The organism is Microbacterium lushaniae (genome assembly GCF_008727775.1).
Classification (GTDB): domain Bacteria; phylum Actinomycetota; class Actinomycetes; order Actinomycetales; family Microbacteriaceae; genus Microbacterium; species Microbacterium lushaniae.
On sequence record NZ_CP044232.1, the window covers coordinates 1398914 to 1417118 of the forward strand.

Annotated in this window: 20 protein-coding genes and 1 pseudogene; 9 read left to right on the forward strand and 12 right to left on the reverse strand. The window is 73.1% G+C overall.

Going from position 1 to position 18205, the window contains the following annotated elements:
* Positions 1–35: 35 nt before the first annotated feature.
* The 6 genes and pseudogenes from F6J85_RS06490 to F6J85_RS06510 all read right to left on the reverse strand — a co-directional run bounded on the left by F6J85_RS06490 (position 36) and on the right by F6J85_RS06510 (position 4124).
* Complete coding sequence (locus F6J85_RS06490; protein WP_238707105.1) at positions 36–698, reverse strand: VIT1/CCC1 transporter family protein; 663 nt, start codon at positions 696–698, stop codon at positions 36–38.
* Positions 699–781: 83 nt separating this feature from the next.
* Positions 782–940: a hypothetical protein gene (locus tag F6J85_RS17950; protein WP_238707078.1), complete on the reverse strand. Its 159-nt coding sequence runs from the start codon at positions 938–940 to the stop codon at positions 782–784.
* Between the two features lie 101 nt (positions 941–1041).
* Positions 1042–1794, reverse strand: a pseudogene (erm, locus tag F6J85_RS06495) (23S ribosomal RNA methyltransferase Erm); the annotation flags it as partial.
* 264 nt (positions 1795–2058) lie between these two features.
* The gene (locus F6J85_RS06500) at positions 2059–2934 is read right to left on the reverse strand and encodes a sigma-70 family RNA polymerase sigma factor (RefSeq protein ID WP_150924322.1); all 876 of its coding nucleotides are present in this window, start codon (positions 2932–2934) and stop codon (positions 2059–2061) included.
* A gap of 21 nt (positions 2935–2955) precedes the next feature.
* Positions 2956–3495: an OsmC family protein gene (locus tag F6J85_RS06505; protein WP_150924323.1), complete on the reverse strand. Its 540-nt coding sequence runs from the start codon at positions 3493–3495 to the stop codon at positions 2956–2958.
* Positions 3492–4124, reverse strand: a complete 633-nt coding sequence (locus F6J85_RS06510) for a GntR family transcriptional regulator (RefSeq protein WP_150924324.1) — start codon at positions 4122–4124, stop codon at positions 3492–3494. Before F6J85_RS06510 ends, F6J85_RS06505 begins: the two co-directional genes overlap by 4 nt.
* 134 nt (positions 4125–4258) lie before the next feature.
* On the opposite strand from F6J85_RS06510, the gene F6J85_RS06515 reads away from it, so the two are divergent.
* From F6J85_RS06515 to F6J85_RS06525, 3 genes are all read left to right on the forward strand, one after another.
* Complete coding sequence (locus F6J85_RS06515) at positions 4259–5068, forward strand: SDR family oxidoreductase (protein ID WP_150924325.1); 810 nt, start codon at positions 4259–4261, stop codon at positions 5066–5068.
* A 79-nt stretch (positions 5069–5147) separates the two neighbouring features.
* The gene (locus F6J85_RS06520; RefSeq protein ID WP_150924326.1) at positions 5148–6137 is read left to right on the forward strand and encodes an aldo/keto reductase; all 990 of its coding nucleotides are present in this window, start codon (positions 5148–5150) and stop codon (positions 6135–6137) included.
* 1 nt (position 6138) lies between these two features.
* A complete protein-coding gene (locus F6J85_RS06525) occupies positions 6139–6705 on the forward strand; it encodes a mismatch-specific DNA-glycosylase (protein ID WP_150924327.1) in 567 nt (188 codons plus the stop codon).
* A 6-nt stretch (positions 6706–6711) separates the two neighbouring features.
* Here the strand turns inward: F6J85_RS06525 and F6J85_RS06530 are convergent, their stop codons facing one another.
* The 4 genes from F6J85_RS06530 to F6J85_RS06545 all read right to left on the reverse strand — a co-directional run bounded on the left by F6J85_RS06530 (position 6712) and on the right by F6J85_RS06545 (position 10441).
* Complete coding sequence (locus tag F6J85_RS06530) at positions 6712–7368, reverse strand: response regulator (protein WP_150924328.1); 657 nt, start codon at positions 7366–7368, stop codon at positions 6712–6714.
* Entirely contained in the window at positions 7365–8594 is a 1230-nt protein-coding gene (locus tag F6J85_RS06535) for a sensor histidine kinase (RefSeq protein ID WP_150924329.1), read from the reverse strand. Before F6J85_RS06535 ends, F6J85_RS06530 begins: the two co-directional genes overlap by 4 nt.
* A gap of 68 nt (positions 8595–8662) precedes the next feature.
* A complete protein-coding gene (locus tag F6J85_RS06540) occupies positions 8663–9883 on the reverse strand; it encodes a serine hydrolase domain-containing protein (protein ID WP_150924330.1) in 1221 nt (406 codons plus the stop codon).
* Positions 9884–9976: 93 nt separating this feature from the next.
* Positions 9977–10441 (reverse strand): hypothetical protein, encoded by a 465-nt coding sequence (locus tag F6J85_RS06545; protein ID WP_150924331.1) that lies wholly within the window; start codon positions 10439–10441, stop codon positions 9977–9979.
* An 87-nt stretch (positions 10442–10528) separates the two neighbouring features.
* Between F6J85_RS06545 and F6J85_RS06550 the strand changes: the two genes are divergently transcribed.
* From F6J85_RS06550 to F6J85_RS06575, 6 genes are all read left to right on the forward strand, one after another.
* Complete coding sequence (locus tag F6J85_RS06550) at positions 10529–11443, forward strand: L,D-transpeptidase (RefSeq protein WP_150924332.1); 915 nt, start codon at positions 10529–10531, stop codon at positions 11441–11443.
* 68 nt (positions 11444–11511) lie between these two features.
* On the forward strand, positions 11512–12318 hold the full coding sequence (locus tag F6J85_RS06555) for a glycosyltransferase family A protein (RefSeq protein WP_150924333.1): 807 nt from the start codon (positions 11512–11514) through the stop codon (positions 12316–12318).
* A 2-nt stretch (positions 12319–12320) separates the two neighbouring features.
* A complete protein-coding gene (locus F6J85_RS06560) occupies positions 12321–12620 on the forward strand; it encodes a DUF1905 domain-containing protein (protein WP_150924334.1) in 300 nt (99 codons plus the stop codon).
* A gap of 1 nt (position 12621) precedes the next feature.
* Positions 12622–13128, forward strand: a complete 507-nt coding sequence (locus tag F6J85_RS06565; protein ID WP_150924335.1) for a prepilin peptidase — start codon at positions 12622–12624, stop codon at positions 13126–13128.
* A 62-nt stretch (positions 13129–13190) separates the two neighbouring features.
* Positions 13191–14186 carry a YihY/virulence factor BrkB family protein gene (locus F6J85_RS06570; RefSeq protein ID WP_191906773.1) on the forward strand — a complete coding sequence of 332 codons (996 nt, stop codon included), beginning with the start codon at positions 13191–13193 and terminating at the stop codon, positions 14184–14186.
* A complete protein-coding gene (locus F6J85_RS06575) occupies positions 14179–14892 on the forward strand; it encodes an NAD(P)H-hydrate epimerase (RefSeq protein ID WP_150924337.1) in 714 nt (237 codons plus the stop codon). The genes F6J85_RS06570 and F6J85_RS06575 overlap by 8 nt, the downstream gene beginning before the upstream one ends.
* Here F6J85_RS06575 and F6J85_RS06580 read toward each other — a convergent pair.
* Both F6J85_RS06580 and glgP read right to left on the reverse strand, forming a co-directional pair.
* A complete protein-coding gene (locus F6J85_RS06580) occupies positions 14880–15623 on the reverse strand; it encodes a glutamine amidotransferase (protein WP_150920167.1) in 744 nt (247 codons plus the stop codon). The two genes, F6J85_RS06575 and F6J85_RS06580, sit on opposite strands and share 13 nt — an antisense overlap.
* Positions 15620–18163, reverse strand: a complete 2544-nt coding sequence (gene glgP / locus F6J85_RS06585; RefSeq protein ID WP_150924338.1) for an alpha-glucan family phosphorylase — start codon at positions 18161–18163, stop codon at positions 15620–15622. The genes F6J85_RS06580 and glgP overlap by 4 nt, the downstream gene beginning before the upstream one ends.
* Positions 18164–18205 lie beyond the last annotated feature (42 nt).

Consider the following 18205-nt stretch of genomic DNA (forward strand, 5'->3'; position numbering starts at 1 on the left):
TCTTCGCGCTGGGTGTGGTGTACCCGGGACTCCCGCTACACCACACCCGTCGAGTCCAGCAGCGTCCCCGCAGCCCATGTCGCCGTGAGCGCGAGCGCGCCGCCCAGCACCGTGCGCGCCATCGCGCGCAGCGGCGGCGCGCCGCCGATCCGAGCGGCGCCCGCGCCGGTGACGGCCAGGGCCAGCAGCACGGTGATGAAGGTGACCGTCACCCGCCATTCGGGCGGCGGCAGCAGGATCGCCGCCATGGGCAGGACCGCTCCGATCACGAACGCGGTGCCCGAGGACAGCGCAGCGGTCCATGGGCTCACCACCTGCTCGGCGCTGATGGCGTACTCCGCCTCCAGGTGGGCGGCGAGCGGATCCTGTGCGGTGAGCTCTCCGGCCACCTGCTGCGCCGTCGCGTCGGACAGGCCCTTCGCGCGATACGCCTCCTTCAGTCGCGCCAACTGGGCCTCGGGCGACGTGCTGAGTGCCTGGCGCTGATGCGCGATCAGCGCCCGCTCGGTGTCGCGTTGACTGCTCACCGACACGTACTCGCCGACGGCCATCGAGATCGCGCCTCCGATCAGCGCGGCGGCGCCGGCGGTGACGATGTGCGAGATCTGGGCGCTCGCCCCCGCGACACCCACCACGACGGCGGCGACCGAGACGATGCCGTCGTTCGCCCCCAGCACGCCCGCGCGCAGCGAGTTCATGCGTGCCGCGAGGTCGCCTCCGCCCGTGTGCGCAGCGCTCGGGCCCGTGCCGGAATGCCGTCGCCGCGGACGGCCGGGAGTGCTCACGGTCGCCCCCGCGCGGTCAGGAGCACGGCGACGCCCTCGGGCTCGATCAGCACGCGCACCACGAGGGCGACTCCGACGGCGCCGCCGGAGAGCTCGAGGCCGCGCCGGGCGAAGGTCTCCGCGAACTCCGGATACCTGTTGAGCCGACTTTTCACCGCTGTCCCCCGTCCACGGCTCCATCCTCGCGAGCGCCATGTGAGCGGTCCAGGGACCTCGTCCCCGATGAGCGCCGCGTCCTCGTGCCATCGAGGCGAGCGGCCGCGCGCCAGATGTCCGCCCATTGCGCCGGACGCAGGTCGCGGGGGAGCGCAGAGGAGGGGACACCTGCACGCGCGAGGGCGTCGCCGACCGCCTGCGGCGATGACCCGGGTGCGGCGTTGGCGATGAGGCGCATCATGGTCCGGCCGCGTCCGGTGAACACCCGCCGGACGAACGCGGAGTACGCGCCGCGCTCGGCGAAGGGCACGAGAGGAGCGGTGCGCCGCTGAATGCGCAGTAGGCCCGCGTCCACTCCCGGACGGGGCGTGAACGCATGGGAGGGGATGCGCCCCTCCAGCGAGAACGAGAACCAGGGGTCGGTCTGTGCCGTCATCATCGTGCGCCCGCCCACCCCCGCGCGCTTGCGGGCGACCTCCCATTGCAGCACGAGCACGGCGTGCGTCCACGTGCCGGAGTGCAGGATGCGGCGCAGCAGCGGCGTGGTGAGGTGGAACGGGACGTTGCTGACGAGGGTGGGCCGATCCAGCGGCACCTGGAGCCCGTCGGCGGCGACGACGTCGATGTGGGGCGCGCGTCTGCGCAGCGCCTGTGCGCGTGCGGGGTCGATCTCGATCGCGCGCAGCGGCCGGGCGAGGCGGGACAGCGGGAGAGTCAGCGCGCCGTCGCCCGCTCCGATCTCCAGGATGGAGCCGGGCGTCGAGTGCACGAGGTCGATGGTGCGGGCGATGGCGTGCGGGTCGCGGAGGAAGTTCTGGCCGAGCTCGGCGCGGCCGCCAGGAGGGGAGTGCATGGGCATGCGAATGGTCCAGTCGTACTCGGGTGCGGAGCACGCGGACGACGCGGCGGAGCTCGCCCCGGTGAGGGGCGGTGAATCACGCTCGTCGGTCCGGGCGCAGGGTCCGGAGCGGAGCGACCGGCTGTTGCGTCAGCGGGGCGCGCCGTCAGGCGCTGCGCAGCCGCGTCAGGGCGAGGCGGCCGAACGCCCCGTGATCGGTGTATGCCATGCGCGCGATCGTAGCGGAACCTGCGGGGCGAGCGGGAGCCCTTCGTCGCATCAGGTGTGCGGCCCGACCGCCTCATCCAGTCCCGCGATGGCGTGCAACCGGTCGGGGCCGGCCAAGACCTCCAGAGCCGTGATGCGGCCACGCTGGATGCCGAAGAGCATCACCGACACGATGCGGCCGCGCACCACCGCGGCCACGGCAGGACGGCCGTTGATGAGCACGCGCGTGGAATTCGCGGCGAGCTTGGCCGACAGCGCCGCCCGCTCCGCGATGTCGCGCGCCCCGCGGATCGTCTCGCTGTGCGTGCCGTAGTCGGCCCGCAGCACCGCGCCCTCGTCCAGAAGTTCCAGCAGCGTCGCGAACTCACCCTCCCGCGCTGCCCGAAGCCACGCGGCGACCAGCCGGTCGTCCGTGCGCGATACGGCCCGCGAGGGCGCCGCGCCGCGCACCCTGGCACGCGCGCGGGAGGCGAGTTTCCGAGCGCTCGCTTCGCTGCGATCGAGGATGGCGGCCACCTCGGGGAAGGAGAGACCGAAGACGTCGTGCAGGACGAACGAGAGCCGCTCGGCGGGGCCGAGCGTCTCGAGCACCACGAGCAGGGCGACTCCGACCCGATCGGCCGCGGATGCTTCGTCCTCCGGGCTGGGCGCGACATCCGCGTGCGCGGGCCATCGTTCGGCGCTCAGTGGCGCTTCATGGCGTCGGCGGGCCGAACGCAGGACGTCGAGGCTCAGTCGCGATACGACCGTGGTCATCCACGCGGCGAGATTGTCGATGCCCGCCGGGTCCACGCGCTGCAGGCGCAGCCATGCGTCCTGGACGACGTCCTCGGCCTCTGCCGCATCGCCCAGGAGGTTGACGGCGATGGCGACCAGGCGCGGACGCTGTGACTGGAACCACCGTGCCAGCATCCTCGGGTCGGTCATGTCGCCGCTGCCTCTCCTGCGTCATGGGTATGACGGTTTCGGCGCCTGACCTGTGACCGCGTCAGCCACGCCCGCCTGGTGGGGCGAGGCGCCCGCCCGGACGACGGCGGGGACGTGGCGCACCGGGAAGTTCACCGAACGGGCGATGAAGCAGTAATCGCCCACCTCGCCGTGCAGTCGCTCGGCGAGGTCGAGGTCGCTCTCCGCCGAGACGACGACCCGCGGACGCAGGACGACTTCGGAGAACCGTCCGGCGCCGGTGTCGTCCTCCGCCATCGTGCCGGTCGCGTCGTCGTGATACTCCGTCACGACCACACCCGCCGTTCCGGCGAGGTGGAGGTACCAGAGCATGTGGCATTGCGACAGGGAGGCGACCAGGAGCTGCTCGGGGTTCCAGCGGCTGCGATCGCCGCGGAAGGCCGGATCGGAGGATCCGGGGATGGGCGGGGCGTCCGGATGCGACACGACGTGGTCGCGCGAATAGTCCCGGTAGCCGGAGGTGCCGGTGCCCCGATTGCCCGTCCACTCCAGCGACAGCGAGTACGTGTGCGCGCGGCTCATGAGTCCTCCTTCGACAGGACCTCTCGGGTATGACGGACGTGGTCGGCAGCGGAGCGCGCGGCCGCCGGCGCGTCGCCCGCCGCGAGGGCATCCAGCATCCGGCGGTGTTCCAGGTCGACGCTGTCTGCCCGGCGCGCCTCGTCCAGGCCGGCTCGGGTGGCGATGGCGATGAGGTTCCAGTAGCCCTCGAGAGTGCGCTGCACGAGCGGGTTCTCGCACAGTGCCGTCGCGGCGAGATGGAATTCCCGGTTCGCCGAGACGGCGGATGCGAGCTCGCCCGCGCGCGTGCGCTCGTCCGCCGCCGCGGCGAGCGCCCGCAGCCGCGTGAGCTGCACCGGGGCGACCAGCCCCTCGGCGACGCGTTCGGCCGCGCGGCCCAGCGCCCACGACTCCAGCGCCTCGCGGGCCTCCAGCACCAGGACGAGCGCCGCGGCGTCCAGCGACGCGACCCGCACGCCGCGACCGCGCGCATGGACGAGGCCGTCACCCTCCAGGCGAGCCAGCGCCTCTCTGACGGGAGTGCGCGACACGTGCAGCCGCTCCGACAATTCGCTCTCCGACACCCGCACGCCCGGATGGATGGCGCCGGACACCACGAGATCCTTCAACGCTTCGTACACCTCGGCCACGCGGCGATTATTGCATGCACAAGATCACATTGCATACATATCTCCGGTCGCATGAAGCGTCGCGGTGGTCACACTTCACCCCGCGTCGCCGTCATCGCAGCGGGCGTGGATCGCGCCCGGAGACGGAGACCACCATGCCCACGATGCTCGTGACCGGCGGAACCGGAAACCTCGGGCGCCATGTCGTGCCGCTGCTGCGCGATGCGGGCGCCACCGTCCGCGTACTCAGTCGCACGGCGACGCCCGACGCGCGCGGCATCCCCGTCCTGCGCGGCGACACCGTCGCGGGTGTCGGGCTGGACGCCGCGATGGCGGGCGCCGACGTGGTGCTGCACCTGGCCGGCGGGCGCAAGGGCGACGATGTGGCAGCGCGCAACGTCGCGGCGGCCGCCGGACGGACCGGTGTCGCCCACCTCGTCCTGATCTCCGTCATCGGGGCGGACGCGATGCCGATCGGCTACTTCCGCGCCAAGGCGGCGGCGGAGGAGGAGATCCGCAGCTGCGCGGTCCCGCACAGCATCCTGCGTGCGGCGCAGTTCCACGACTTCGTCCTGGCCACGATCGGGGCCATGGCCAGACTCCCGGTCGTCCCGGCGCCGCGGGGTCTGCGGTTCGAGCCGGTCGATGTCGCCGAGGTGGCCGCGCGGCTCGCGCGCGTGGCGATGGACGGCCCTGCGGGCCGGGTCCCCGACTTCGCCGGACCCACCGTGCTGGACGTGCCGCAGATCCTGGGTCCGCTGCTGAAGACGAGGCGGCGCCGCCGGTGGACGGTGCCCGTGCCGCTGGGCGGCGCGATCGGCGCCGCCTACCGGGACGGACGCAACCTCGCCGGTCCGGATGCTGCGCGCGGAACGCTCACGTGGCCCGAATTCCTGGTGACGCGCGCCGCGGCATCCGCGCCGAACGCGAGCGCTCGGTCGGGCGCACCGTCACGTTCCCCGTGACCGTGCCTGCCGCGCCCGGTGCGGGTGTGGCAGGGTCGTAGTCGGCCGGCACACCGCCGGGCGCGAAAGGATCCTCCCCATGCAGCACCGTGATTTCGCCCGCACCGGCCGCTCGGTCTCGGTCATCGGACTGGGGACGTGGCAGCTCGGGGGCGACTGGGGCGATGTCAGCGAGGATGACGCCACGGCCGTGCTGGCTGCATCCGCGGACCGCGGCGTGACCCTCTTCGACACCGCCGACGTGTATGGCGATGGGCGCAGCGAAGCGATCATCGGCCGCTTCCTCGCGTCGCGCCCGGACGCCGGCATCACCGTCGCGACCAAGATGGGCCGGCGCATGGCGCAGGAGCCGGGCAACTACACGCCGGAGAACTTCCGCGCCTGGACGGAGCGGTCCCGGCGCAACCTCGGCGTCGACACGCTCGACCTGGTGCAGCTGCACTGCCCGCCCTCCGCCGTCATCGAGGCGGACGCGACCTACGACGCGCTGGACGCGCTCGTGGCCGACGGTGCGATCGCGGCGTACGGCGTCTCGGTGGAGACGTGCGCGCAGGCGCTCGCCGCCATCGCGCGCCCGCACGTGACGAACGTGCAGATCATCGTCAACCCGTTCCGCCTCAAGCCCCTCGACGAGGTCCTCCCGGCCGCGCACGCCGCCGGGGTCGCCGTCTTCGCCCGCGTGCCGCTGGCCTCAGGGCTGCTGTCGGGCCGCTACACCGCTTCCACGACGTTCGCGGCGAACGACCATCGCTCCTTCAACCGTCACGGCGAGGCGTTCGACCGGGGCGAGACGTTCTCGGGCGTGGATTTCGAGACCGGCGTCGCGGCGGCCGCCGAGCTGGCAGCAGCCCTCCCGGCCGGTGTGCCGCTGCCGGCGGCGACGCTGGCCTGGATCGCGGCGCAGCCGGGCATCACGAGCGTCATCCCCGGCGCACGCAACCCCGGTCAGGCGGAGGCGAATGCGGATGCCGCCGCCCTCCTGGACAGCGGAGACCTCGCGGGCTTCGACGCGGCCGTGCACCGGGTGTACGACGAGCGCCTGCGGGCCCACATCCACCCGCTCTGGTGACGTGGGCTTCACACGCGCCGAACTGGAGTCGTATCGCGACGCGACGATTCCCGACCTCATGCCCGACCGGCCCCGGCTGGTGTTCGTCGGCATCAACCCCGGGTTGTGGACCGCGGCCACCGGGACGCCGTTCGCCCATCCCGGCAACCGCTTCTATCCGGCGCTCGTGGCGGCAGGCGTCCTGCCGCGGCTCCCGGCGTTCTCGGAGCCGCTGAGCGAGGCCGACCGCGCGATGATCCTGGACGCCGGAATCGGCATCACCAGTCTCGTCCGGCGTGCGACCGCCCGCGCGGACGAGCTCACGCGCGACGAACTGCGCGCAGGTGCCGAGCGGGTGACAGCGGATGCGGCGCGCTGGCGTCCCCGTGTCATCGCGGTCGTGGGGGTCACGGCGTACCGGCAGGGCTTCGACCGTCCGCGCGCGAAGGCGGGACGCCAGTCGGAGCAGATCGGCGGCGTCGAGACCTGGGTCGTGCCGAATCCGAGCGGGCTGAACGCGCACGACACCGTCGCCACGCTCGCCGAGGCGTATGCCGCACCCGCACGCGCGGCCGGCGTCCTGCCCTGACCCGCCTCAGCGGATGTCGACCGCGCCGGTGCGGATGCCCCACAGCACCGCCTGCAGGCGGTCGCGGGCGCCGGTCTTCTGCAGGATCTGTGCGAGGTGGTACTTCACGGTGGTCGGCTCGACATACAGGCGCTCGGCGATCTCGCTGTTCGACAGCCCCTCGGCGAGCAGGCCGAGCACCTCGTGCTCGCGGTCGGTGAGGGCGACGGGCAGGGCCGCCGGCGGCTGGGGTGCGCGGCGTCGCGCGGTGAACTCCCGCAGGATGCGGCGCGTCAGGCGTTGATCCAGCGTGCCTTCACCGGCGGCGACCGAACGGATGGCGGCGACCAGCGTCGCCTCGTCGGCGCCCTTGAGCAGGAAGCCCGCCGCACCTGCCTCCAGCGCCGCGAACACGTCGTCGTCGATGTCGAAGGTCGTGAGGACGAGGACCTCGGTGGTCAGCTCCGCGTCGGCGGAGATGGCCCGGGTCGCAGCGATGCCGTCGGTGCCCGGCATCCGGATGTCCATGCAGACCACGTCGGGGCGGAGGGAGCGGGTCAGCGCGATCGCCTCCGCCCCGTCGGCGGCCTCGCCCACGACCTCCAGGTCGGGTTCGGCGCCGAGGATGACCGACAGGCCTGCGCGGACGATGGTCTGGTCATCGGCGATGAGCACCCTGATCATGCGCGTCCTTCTGCCTTCTCCTCAGCCACCGTGACCACCAGCTCGTTGCACCAGCCTCCGTCCGGCTCGGCGCCGGTGGTGAGCTGCGCCCCGATGAGATCCGCGCGTTCGCGCATCCCGGCGAGCCCGTAGCCGTCGGTTCGACGGCGCGCGGGTGGCGGGGCCGGCGGGCGGTCGTTGCCCACGACGACCCGCAGCATCCCACCCGTCGACTCGATCCGCACGACGGATGCGGCGCCGGGCGCGTGGTGCGCGACGTTGGCGAGAGACTCCTGCACCATGCGGTACACGGCCGCGTCGGCCAACGGCGACAGCGTCGGGAGGGCGTCGTCCATCAGGAGCTCGACGCGGCGGCCGGCCGTGCGCGCCTGCCCCACGAGCTCCGGCACCCGCGCGAGCGACGGTGCCGCGGCGGGAGCATGCGATCCGTCCCCGTCGGTGCCCTCGTCGCGGAGGAGCCCCACGGTGCGGCGCAGGTCGGCCAGCGCCGTGCGGGCCTCCTCCTGCACGCTGCCGAGCAGGTCGCGAGTGCGCGCCGGGTCGGTGGCGGCGAGGGCGGACGCGGCCTGCGCGGTGACGATGATGCCGGAGAGGTGGTGGCCGGCGATGTCGTGCAGCTCCCGCGCGAGGGCGGTGCGCTCGGCGCGGAGGGCGCGTGCGGTCGCCTCGCGCCGGCCGCGCTCGAGCAGCGCCGCGCGCTCCCGCTCCGCCACGGCCAGGCGTGCGCGGTTGCGGACGTACTCTGCGGCCCCGACGGGCAGCACATACAGGACGATGACCCGCGCCGCCGCGGCGACCGCGATCGCGAGCACCGGAAGGCCCGCGACCGCCATGGCGGTCGCGCTGACGACGATCGTCGCGACGGCCGCGCAGACCAGCGCCGCAGTGGCGCCCGGCGTGCCCCGCCGCCACACGGCGTAGACGGCGATGAGCACGGCCAGGGCGCCGATCCCCAGCTGACCGCCGCTGGTGGCGAGGATCACCAGATCCAGCGCGACGACGATGCCCAGCACCGTCCGCGGCGCACGCTCGCGCCACAGCAGTGCGACGGCCTGCAGCATGACCAGGGCGGCGTGGCCCAGGGGAGGCAGGGGTGAGAGCACCGGATCGTCGACCCCGGTCAGGTCGATGCCGACATACCCCACGGCGACGGCGGCGGTGAGCACCGGAGCGACCGCTGCGCGCACCCGCGAGGCCGGGGCGGCAGGGGCGGTGGCGACGGACATGGAGTGAGTCAACCACGCCGGCTGCCGACGCGGATTCGCGTCGGCAGCCGGGTGGGTGCGGTTCGTGCTCACGAATCGCACAGCGTCTCATCCAGCACGTCCATCACGACCTCGTACTTCGGCAGCAGCACCGCCTCGTCGGCGGGATCGGCGATCGCCCACGGAAGGGCGGTCACCGCGATCGTCACCGCGGTGCCGTCCGGTGCCACGGCGTTGCGCGTCTGGGTGCCGGGGATGTCGCCGCCGTGACCCCACACCATCCCGCATTCGAGGGAGTAGCTCTGCACGCCGAGCCCGTACCCGAGGTCGGGGTGGAACGGATCGTCCGCGGCGACGGTGTCCTGCATCAGCGCCACGCTCTCGGCGCTGACGAGCTCGCCGCCGAACAGCGCCTGCATGAAGCGGTTCAGCTCCGTGGGCGTGGAGACCACGGCGCCGGCGGCCCACCCGAAGGCGGGGTCCATGTCGGTGATCTCCCGCAGTTCGCCGGGGAAGTCGGCGTGGTAGCCCTCCACGTGCGCCCCGCGCAGTTCGCGCTCGCCGGGGACGGGCAGGTAGGTGTGCTCGAGCCTCAGCGGCTCCACGATCCGCTCGTCGATCTGCTCCCACAGCGGGCGCTGTGCGACGCGTTCGATCAGGAGGCCCAGCAGGATGTAGTTGGTGTTGCTGTACTCCCAGCGCTCGCCCGACGCGAACGAGGCGGGTTGGGCGAGGGCGATGTCCAGCAGATCACGTCCCGAGATGTACACGTCCTGCATGCCGAACGGGTCGGTGGCGACGACCTCGGACGACTCGGGCAGACCCGAGGTCTGACGCAGCAGATCCCGGACGGTGATGGCGGCGCCGTCGATCCCGTCGCCCGCGACGACTCCGGGCAGGTAGGTCTCGATCGGCTCGTCGAGGGAGACAGCGCCCTCCTCGACCAGCTGCATCACCACGGTGGCGACGAACATCTTCGTGTTGCTGCCGATGCGCACCTCCGCGTCCGCCGGGGTCTTGCGGTCAGAACTCAGGTCGCCGTCGCCGGCGGACACTTCGATGCTCGTCCCGTCGGGGCGCGTGACCGATGCCAGCGCCGCGGGGTAGCCGGCGTCCACGAGCGACTGCAGGCGCTGTTCCAGCGCGCTCTCGACCGGGTCGGCGGCGGTCGTACGTGCGGCCGCGCCGAAGGCCAGCGCACCGGCGACGAGCACGGCTGCCGTCGTCGCGGCCAGCGCGATGCGCCCACGCGGGGCACGGCGCCGATCGGGGGTGGGAGAGGGGGTGGGGGTGTGGGTCAGTGCATCCATGTCTCCAGCCTGCGCACCGCGGATGCGGCGCACCCCGGCCGCACGATCAGTCCGCCCTGTCCGCAAGGACAGGTCCTGCTCTCACCGGCGCGGTCACCCCACGCGCCCGGCCTCCCGGAGCGCGCGAGCACGGGTGAGCGAGGAGGGGATGTGCCCGATGGCGAGCAGAGCGGCCGATGCCGCGATCCACGGGCTCAGGAGCCACGCCGCTGTGGCCGCGAAGGCCACCACGGGGAGGATCGCCATCGGCACCGGGACCCGCCACACGGGGTCGAACAGCGCCGCCGCCTGCCGACCGGTGCGGAGATAGCGCCCCCACAGCGCGAGGTAGGCGACGACGGCCACGACGACGACGATCGACCACCCCGGCGCCGACCCGCCGGGCGCGGTGACGGCCGGAACGACCAAGCACAGCGCCTGGCCAACGCGCTCGGCCGCCGCCCACAGCACCGGGACCCGCGGGCGCGGCAGCGGCGTGCGCGGGGGAAGGGCGACCAGGAGGAGATTGGGTAGCAGCACGATGGCGCTGACGATCAACCCCCACAGCGAGAAACCCACGGCCAGACGCTACCGGGAGTCGTCCCTGAGGGGAGCATCCGGTAGCGCCGGCTTGCCCCGCGCCGCCGCACAGCGGAGCATGGGACGGTGACCGACTCCCGACCGCCGCGCCGACGCGCCGCCCGCTCGATCGCGATGGGGGTCGCCGCCGTGCTCGTCGCCGCCGGCGCGGTCACGGTGTGGGCGGTGTCCAACCAGCCCTCCGCGCCGCCCGCGGCGTCGCCGGCGGCCACGACGCCGGCCGCGGTGCCCAGCGCCACGCCGACCCCGACCCCGACCCCGAGCGGCCACCCCGCCGACACCACGGCGTATCCGCTCGACCAGCTTCCCCAGGTCGACGTGTACGCCGTGATTCCCGCGCTCCCGGTGGACGCCGACCCTGCGGGGGCGTTCACGGGCGACCTCGTCCGCGCCAACGCTGACCGCATCCCCGTCTTCGCCGTCCCCGGTGAGGCGCCGGTGGCGACTCTGCCCCGCGACCACTTCTACGACGGCACGACGGTGCCCGTGATCGAGCGGCAGGAGCACTGGCTGCACGTGCTGCTCACCGGACGCTCGGCACTGCCGTCGACGGGGAACCCCGCGCAGGTGACGGGCTGGGTGCGCGCACAGGACGTGGAGCTGTCGGCGTGGGAGCAGAGCATCGAGGTGGACCTCGCCGCGCGGACGATCGACGTCGTCGGCCGCGACGGCGCCCGTGAGCGTGTCGCCGACGACTACGCGTGGGGAGCGGAGGGTACTCCGACCCCGCGCGGCCGCTCCTTCGTCATGATGGTGCGCTCCGAGCCGTCGCTGAGCTACACGCGCGGTCATCCGCTGGTCTACCTGTCGGTGCAGTCGCCGACCCTCGACGGCTTCGGCGGCGCACCGGTCGCCGTCACCGCCTTCCACTATCATGACGCGCGATCCGGCGGCATCTCCAACGGCTGCCTGCGGCTCGGCGCCGAGGCGATCGCCCGGCTCGGGCAGCTGCCGGTGGGCACCCCCGTCGTCATCCGCTGACCGGGACGATCCGGCCCTGCGGCGCGGCCTCCGCCACACGCGGCGACCGGCGCGAGTAGCGTGGCCCCGTGTCCGTCTTCCCCCGCATCGCGGTCGTCATCCCGTGCCGCAACGACGCGCCCTACCTCGACGAGTGCCTGCGGGCCCTGGCCGCGCAGACGCGCCCGCCCGACGAGGTGATCGTCGTGGACAACGTCAGCACCGACGACTCCGCCGACGTCGCCCGCCGGCACGGGGCGCGTGTGGTCACCGAGTCGCTCGTGGGGATCTGGCCCGCGGCGGCGCGGGGGTACGACGAGGCACGCGGGTTCGACCTCATCGCCCGTCTGGACGCGGATTCCCGCCCGCACCGGGATTGGATCGCCCGCATCGCGCAGGCCTTCGCCGCCGACCCCGACCTCGGGGTGCTCACGGGCGGCTCGGAGTTCTACGGCTCCACGCCCCTCGTGCGCTATCTCGGCGATCACTGGTACATCGGCGGCGGCACGTTCTGGGTCAAGCAGTGGCTCGGGGTCCCGCTGGTGTTCGGATCGAACTTCGCCATGCGCTCACGCGTGTGGGAGCGCGTGCGCGACCAGGTCGAGCGGACGAACCCGATCATCCACGACGACCTCGACCTCACGATCCACCTGCGCCCCAGCGACGGCGTGCGCTATGACCCCGACCTGCGGATGCCGGTGTCGGCACGTCCGTTCGCCCGCCCTTCGGCGCTGCTGCGACGGGTGTGGCGGGTCATCCCGACGTTCGCGGCGAGCTGGCCGGAAGGCTCCCCGTGGCACCGTGCGCACGAGGCGCAGAGCGCCCGGCCCCTGCGGGCCGCCGACATCACGTGGCCGGCCGGCGGCGACGTGATGACGCCGGAGAAGCGGCGGTAACGGTGCACCTGCGCTTCGAGACCCACGTGTACCGGTGGCAGGCCCGCCAGGATGCGGCGTGGTTCTTCGCCGACGTGCCGGAGGAGCTGAGCGCCGAGGTGCGCGAGGTGATGCAGCCGTTCGCGGGCGGCTTCGGTGCCGTGCGCGTGCAGGCGACCGTGGGGGAGACGACGTGGCGCACGTCGATCTTCCCTGGGTCATCGGGCACGTACGCGCTCCCGCTCAAGCGGGCCGTGCGCGAGGGTGAAGGTCTCGTCGAAGGCGGCCCGGTCACGGTGGACCTGGACATCCTCGACGGCTGACATGACGGTCGCGCTCGGTGTGGCCGTTGCGTGCGCACTCCTCGCGTACGCCGTGTTCGCCGTGCAGTCCGTGGTCCTCGCCGTCATCGACGCCCGCACGCACCGCCTGCCCGATCGCTACGTGCTGCCCGGATACCCCGTCGCCGCCGTGCTGCTGACGGCGTCGGCGCTCGCGCAGGGCGCGCCGCAGCGACTGCTGCCCGTCGCCGGCGGAGCCCTGGCCCTGTTCGCCTTCTACCTGTTGCTGCGGATGCTGCGCCCCGCCGCGATGGGCGGCGGCGACGTCAAGCTGGCCGGCGTCATCGGCGCGTACCTGGGATTCCTCGGATGGGAGAGCGTCCTCGTGGGCGCCCTCGCGGGCTTCCTGCTGGCGGGGATCTACGCCGTGGTGCTGCTGCTCACGCGGCGCGCCGCGGCGCGCACGGCGATCCCTTTCGGCCCGTGGATGCTGGGCGGGGCCTGGTTCGCGATCCTCGCCGCCGCCCTGCCCGCGCTCGCGTCGAGGTGACCTCCGGCTCCACGGCCGTCAAGCCCCGGGGTGGGGTGGCGGGCCGCAGATAGATTGGCGACATGTCGAGTTCGGTGCTCTCCCGCCTGACCGCCTGGGCGCTGGCCCGCCGTCCGGTGCGTGCGTTCCTGTTGTACAGCCGCCACCGCGGCCCGATGCTGGCCGATTCGGTGACGTACCGCACCCTGTTCGCCCTGTTCGCCGGCGTCCTGCTGGGCTTCTCGGTCGCGGCGCTGTGGCTCGCGGGCAACCGGGAGGCGTGGAACGCCCTCGTCGATGCCCTCGACGCGGCGATCCCCGGCCTGGTCGGCGTCATCGATCTGGACGAGGTCGTGGCCCCGGACGGTCTGAGCATCGCCGGTGTCATCTCGGCGGTCGCTCTTCTGGGCGCCGCGATCGGCGCCGTGGGATCGCTGCGCTCGGCGCTGCGGTCGATCGCCGGCGTCGCCGTCGACGACGTGCTGTTCATCTGGGTGATCCTGCGCAACCTCCTCCTGGCGATCGGGATCGGACTGGGCCTGGCCGCTGCCGCGGCGGCGACCTTCCTGGCCACCGCCGGCCTCTCGGTCCTGACCGACTGGCTCGGCATCGCCGAGGGTGAGCCGGCGCTGGGCTTCGTCGCCTGGCTGGTCTCCGCGCTCGTCGTGTTCGTCCTGGACACCCTCGTCGTCGGGGTGTCCTTCCGTCTCCTCTCCGGCGTCCGGGCGCGCCCGCGGACCCTGTGGGTCGGCGCGATGCTGGGCGGGTTCGGTCTCACGGTCCTGCAGCAGCTGTCCGGTCTGTTCGTCGGCGGCGCGTCGGCCAACCCGCTCCTGGCCACCTTCGCCTCCTTCATCGCGCTGCTGCTGTGGCTGAACCTCTCCAGCCAGGTGATCCTCATCGCCGCCGCGTACATCGTCATGGGCGTGGAGGAGGACGAGGATCGCGTGAGCGCCCGGTACGGTGCGGCCACCTTCGGCCAGTTCCGGGTCCGCCGCGCGGAGAAGGAGGTGCAAGCGGTGTCCGCCGAGCTCCGCGCGGCACGCGAGGCGGAGGAGAAGGAGCGCGAGAATGCGTGAGAACGCTCTGAACTCCGCCTACAGCGCCGCCGCGGTCCGCGCCGCGGAGGCTCCGCTGCTGGCGGCGGGCGAACCGCTCATTCGGCAGGCGGCGGCCGCCCTCGCCGACGTCGTGCGCGAGCGACTCGCGCAGACGCCCGGCGCGCTTCTCGTGCTCGCCGGCGGCGGCGACAACGGCGGTGACGCCCTGTATGCCGCTGCCGAGATCGCCACGCCCCGGCAGCCCGTGGACATCGTGCTGACCTCCGACCGCGCGCACCGCGACGCCCTCGCCTCCGCGCTGTCGGCGGGCGCTGTGCTCCGCAGCGCGGGTGAGATGCGCGAGCGGGCGGGGGAGTACACGGTGATCCTCGACGGCATCCTGGGCATCGGGGCCTCGGCCGATCCGCGCCTGCGCGGAGTGGCACGCGCCGTGGTCGAGCGCCTCCTGCCGACGGTGCGCGGGGGTGAGGCGAGCGTCATCGCCGTCGACCTGCCCAGCGGACTGCACCCCGACGACGGAGACGCCGACGATGTGGTGCTGCCGGCGACGACGACGGTGACCTTCGGCGCCGTGAAGGCAGGCCTCGTCCGCGGGCGCGGGCCTGAGCTCTCCGGCGAGGTGCGGCTGGTCGACCTGGGCCTCGGCCCCGCGCTCGCGCGTTCCAGACCCGAGGTGACCGGCCCCATCCCGGTCGTGTCCTTCGTGGGGCGTCAGCGCGCGTAGCGCGCCACGAACGTCCGCAGGATCCGCGCCGGCTCGCTCACATGCACCCGGCGCACGGCGGCGAGGGTGGCGTCCAGCTCGTCGGGTGCGAAGTAGCCGTGGGCCGCGTACGCGTGGATCCGCGTCGTGATGCCGTCGACATCCAGTTCGGGGTGGAACTGGGTCGCGTACACGTTCTCGCCGACGCGGAACATCTGCACCGGACACGAGGGTGAGGACGCCAGCAGCACCGCCGGCGCCGGCAGCTCGCTGATGGCCTCCTTGTGCCCCACGAACGCGTCGAAGGTGCGCGGCATCCCCGCCAGCAGCGGATCGGCCGCACCGGCGTCGCTGAGGGTCACCGGCACGATGCTGATCGGCTCGGAATGTCGCCGGTCGATGGTCGCGCCCAGATGCGTGCCGATCGTCCCCACGCCGTAGCACGCGCCGAGGAAGGGCACGTCCCGCGCGACCACCTCGGCGAGCAGGTCGGCGAACTCGGCCTCGACGCGTCGCTGCACCGCCGACTTGGTGTCGGCGGGGTCGGAGGAGTTGAACGGGCTCCCGCCCACGAAGATCCCCGACACCGCGTCCAGGTCCATGGCGGGCATCGGGCCCGCCTCCAGCCGCACGCGCCGCAGCTGCTCCGGTCGCAGGCCGCTCGCGCGCAGGAAGAGGGCGTACTCCTCGTCGGCGGGGCCGTCCTCGGCGCGCGTGGCGAGGAGGACGAAAGGTCGTGGTGCTCCGGTCATGACGCGAAGGTCACCAGACCGAACTCCACTGCAGAGACCAGGTGCGGATGCTGCGGCACGACGCGCACGGCGTAGCCGAAGGGTCCGGTGACATCCAGATCCAGCGCCGCCTCGAACACCGTCGCCTCTTCGTGCGCGCCGGTGGCGTCAAGCGTGAGGACGGTCCGTTCGCCGGCGAGGTCGCCGTCGGCGTCGGCACGACCCGACACCAGCTGCACGGCCACGTCGGCGGGGGAGAGCCCGCCGAGCTCCACCTCCGCCCGCACGGTCAGGCGGTCACCGGCGCGCGCCTGCTGCGCGATGCCCGACGCATCCACGCTGCGCACCCGCACGCCGCTCCATGCTCCCCGCACGCGTGCGATGTAGGCGGCCAGCTCGACCGCGGCCGCGTGGCCGTCGGCGGCGAGGGCGTGCGCGTGCACGGCGGCGGGCGTGTAGAGCGCACCGACGTACTCCCGCACCATCCGGTCGCTCGTGGCCTTCGCGCCCAGGTCCGTCATCGTGTGCCGCACGCGCTCGAGCCAGCCCACGGGGATGCCGCCGTCGCGGTCGTAGAACGCCGGCACCAGCTGGTGCTCGATGAGGTCGTACAGGGCGGCGGCTTCGAGGTCGTCGCGCTCCTGATCGCTCGTGGCCGTGTCGGCGGTGGGGATCGCCCAGCCGTTGCGTCCGTCGAACCACTCGTCCCACCATCCGTCGAGCACCGACAGATTCAGCGCGCCGTTCAGGGCCGCCTTCATACCCGAGGTCCCGCACGCCTCGAGCGGGCGCAAGGGGTTGTTCAGCCACACGTCGCACCCGGGGTACAGCGTCTTGGCGAGGGTGATGTCGTAATCGGGGAGGAATACGATGCGGTCGCGCACCTTCGGGTCGCGGCTGAATCGCACGAGCTGCTGGATGAGCAGCTTGCCGGAGTCATCGGCCGGATGCGATTTGCCTCCGATCACGATCTGCACGGGGCGCTCGGGGTCGGTCAGCAGCCGCGTCAGGCGCTCGGGATCGCGCAGCATGAGCGTCAGGCGCTTGTACGTCGGCACGCGGCGGGCGAAGCCGATCGTGAGCACGTCGGGGTCGAGCACGTCCCCGGCCCACGCGCCGGCGGTCGACCCGGCGGCGGCCAGGCGCCCGCGCGCCTCGGCGATCAGCTCCTGCTTCATCGCCGTGCGCACCGCCCACAGCTCGCCGTCACTGACGACGTCGCGGTCGCGCCAGTCGTGCTCGGTGGTGAGGGCGTCGCCGAACGCGCGCTCGCTGAGCGACTTGAGGGCCGGGTGCACCCACGTCGGCGCGTGCACGCCGTTGGTGATCGATCCGATGGGCACCTCGTCGGTGTCCACTCCCGGCCACAGCGTGCCGAACATCGCCCGGCTGACGGTGCCGTGCAGGCGCGAGACGCCGTTGGCGTGCTGGCCGAGGTGCAGGCCCAGAACCGCCATGTTGAACACGCCGGCGTCGCCCCCGGGGTAGTCCTCGGCGCCGAGTGCCAGGGCGCGGCCGGCGTCCAGGCCCGCGAGCAGCCCGGTGGCGAGGTAGTCCGCGACGAGGTCGCGCGGGAACCGGTCGATGCCGGCGGGCACCGGCGTATGCGTCGTGAAGACCGTCGAGGCGCGCACCTGCGCGAGCGCGGCGTCGAACCCGAGCCCGGCGCCGGACATCAGCTCGGACATCCGCTCCAGCCCCTGGAATCCGGCGTGGCCCTCGTTGGTGTGATAGACGTCGGGCTCTTCGCGACCGGTGATGCGGCACCACGCCCGCACGGCGCGCACACCGCCGATCCCCAGGAGCAGCTCCTGCAGCAGCCGGTGCTCGCCGCCCCCGCCGTAGAGCCGGTCGGTGACGTGGCGGAGGTCCTCCGGATTGGCGGGGGTCTCCGAATCCAGCAGCAGCAGGGGGACGCGGCCGATGTCTGCCACCCACACGCGCGCCGAGAGCGTGCGCCCGCCGGTGACGGCCAGGGCGATCTCGACGGGGGTGTCGTCGTCTTCGCGGAGAAGGGTCAGACCGAGCCCGTACGGGTCGAGCACGGGATAGCTCTCGCGCTGCCATCCGTCATCGGCGATGGACTGACGGAAGTAGCCCGCCCGGTAGAACAGCCCGACGCCGGTGAGCGGGACGCCCAGGTCGGAGGCGCTTTTGAGGTGGTCGCCGGCGAGGATGCCGAGGCCTCCCGAATACTGCGGCAGTGAGCCGTCGACGCCGAACTCGGGGGAGAAGTACGCGATGTGCGCGGGCTTGGGGCCCGGCAGCGACTGGAACCAGCGGTCTCCGGTCAGGTACGCCCGGAGGCGGTCGTCTTCTTCGTGCACGCGCGCGACGAACTGATCGTCGCGGGCCAGTTCGTCCAGTCGCGCCTGGCCGAGGGCCCCCAGCATTCGCGAGGGGTTCTCACCGATCTGCACCCACAGGCCCGGGTCCATCGACGCGAACAGGGCGTGCGTCGCGCGGCTCCACGACCAGCGCCAGTTGGACGCCAGCCGGTCCAGGTGCGCGAGACGCTCGGAGAGGACGGGTCGGACGGTGAACGTGCGCAGGGCCTTCATCCGAGTGAGTCTAGGGCTCGCACCGGCATCGGCCCCGCGGCT